Raw genomic sequence first — 2,541 nt, forward strand, 5'->3', positions numbered from 1 at the left:
ACCAGCAGATAATGCCACAATTACTGCCCACGATGCTACCGTTGAATATGGTTCAACATGGAATGATAGTGTGGCCAAACAAGTAACAGGTGTAAAAGCAACAGATAAATATGGGAATGATGTAACAAATAATGTAACAGTATCAGGAACTGTAGATACTAAAAAACCAGGTGACTATAACGTAACCTTTACTTCACCAGAATCAGGAAAAAGCATTACAGTTGTGATTACGGTGAAATCAGCTAAATATGAAAAACCAGTTCTTGAAAGTCCTTATATTTATCAGACTGATTTGAAGGGAAAAACTACACCTAATACAGACGTTTTGATTTCTGACTACGAAGATTTCAGTGGATTTACATTTACTCATTCAGATGCATCAGGTAATTTTACAATAGCAAGTTCTTCAATAAACGCTCTTGCCAAACATACTCCAGGTATTACACTTTATGTAAAAGCTGGTGATATAGAAAATGCTAACTATAGTGAAGTAGAAACTACTATCATACATTATCCTACACCTAAAGTAGACGAAACTTATGCTTATGATACAGAAATAAAAGGAACAGCCTATCCAAACTCTAGAGTTTTTATTTCTGATAGTGATTTTGGTGGATATGTAACTGTTGAAGTTGATGCATCAGGTAATTTTACAGCTCCTGTTTCTCTGTTAAAAGCCTTAACAGACTATGAAAGTGGCAATACTTTATATTTTAAAAGTTCCGAGAGTGATATATATAGTCAAGCAGTCAGTCTAACATCCTCCACGAAAATTACAGAAAACCAATCATCCATTACAGCGAATGACTTCACATTAGAATATGGTGCAGATTTTAATGATCAAATTGCTATTGAAAAAGCAGGAGCAACTGCAACAGATGCTAATGGAAATGAAGAAGGCGTCAAAGTTAAAGAAAGTAACGTAGATACAAGCAAACCTGGTGAATATAGTGTCACGTTCATTTCTGATTCAGGAAAAGAAAAAACGGTTAAAGTCACTGTGAAAGAATCTGTGAAAGCAGAAAAACCAGAATTTGAAACACCATATATCTATGGAGATACTTTAAATGGGAAAACTTCTCCAAATGCGGATGTAGCAGTACGTGTGGGAGATCTCTCGCCGATTGATTTTACTATTCAAGCAAATGACAAAGGTGAATTTTCCATTCCAGCTGAAAAATTAAAACAGTATGATGATTATAAAGTCGGAAATGATATCTATGCTACAGCTTCATTTGAAACAGCAGGGTCAGTAAGTGATGTGGGATTTGTAACAGTTGAAGAAAATCAGTCTTCAATTGAAGCGCATGATTTTGAAGTAGACTATGGTTTCAATCTAACAGACGAAGCAGCAATTGAAAAAGCTGGTGCGAAAGCCACTGATAAATATGGTAAAGAAGAATCAGTATCAGTAAAAGAAAATAATGTTGATACAAATAAACCAGGAGAGTACCAGGTGACATTCGTTTCTGATTCAGGAAAAGAAAAGACAGTTAAAGTAACCGTAAAAAATAAACCAATCATTGGTTCAGAACCAATCATCCACGCATCAGATATGACCTATCAAGTAGGAGAAACATTAAATCCATTGTTGGATATAACTGCCGAAGATCCAGAAGATGGCGATTTAACCGATCAAGTTAAAGCTGATGCTTCCGGAGTTAATATGTCTAAAGCAGGCGACTATGATTTAAAACTATCTGTTACAGATAAGGATGGGAATACCACAGAACAAACAGTTACTGTACACGTGATTGATCAAGTGACAGACGGGCCAGTGATTAACGGGGCAGATGATGTGAGAATCGATGAGCGTTCAAAATTTGATCCCCTAGACGGTGTGACCGCACAAGATAGTGAAGGAAATGATTTGACGTCAAACTTAACGTATACCGGTTCAGTAGATACTTCTACTCCAGGTGAGTACACAATTAAGTACTATGTGTATGATAAAAATGGAAAAGTAGCAACTGCTAAACGCAAAGTCACAGTTCAAAGTGATGAAAGTAAACCAGTAGTAATGAGCCCGGATAAATTAACGATTAAGCAAAATAGTAAATTTGATCCAACACTTTATGCACAAGCCTATGATAATGAAGATGGTAATATTACAGACCAAATAACTGTTATTGGACAAATTTATACAGATAAAATTGGTGCTCAATATATTACCTATAAAGTAACAGATAGCGATGGCAACGAGGCATCGAAAATGATGGAAGTTGATGTTGTTGAAACTTTAGGGAATGCTCCCGTGATTACTGGCGCAGATGATATTGAACTTAATATAGGCGATGAGTTCGATCCACTTTCTGGAGTAACTGCACATGATGAAGAAGATGGTGATTTAACTTCAGAAATTAAATATGGTGGAGTGGTTAACACCGGTAAAGCTGGAGAATATACAGTGACGTATACTGTTTGGGATTCTGATTTTAATGTAGAAACAGTGGAACGTACGGTCAAAGTAAAAGAGAAAGTAGTTGCACCAACTATCGAATCTGAAAAAGAAATTCACGTGGCTTATGGCAGTGAATGGAA

At 36.1% G+C, this 2,541-nt stretch carries 1 protein-coding gene; it reads left to right on the forward strand.

Annotated elements, in window-relative coordinates; translation table 11 throughout:
* Positions 1-2,541, forward strand: a 2,541-nt coding sequence (locus EVI01_RS13300) for an immunoglobulin-like domain-containing protein (RefSeq protein WP_146811761.1), incomplete at both ends; no start/stop codon positions are given.

This window comes from Enterococcus villorum (assembly GCF_007990225.1).
In the GTDB taxonomy this organism is placed as follows: domain Bacteria; phylum Bacillota; class Bacilli; order Lactobacillales; family Enterococcaceae; genus Enterococcus_B; species Enterococcus_B villorum.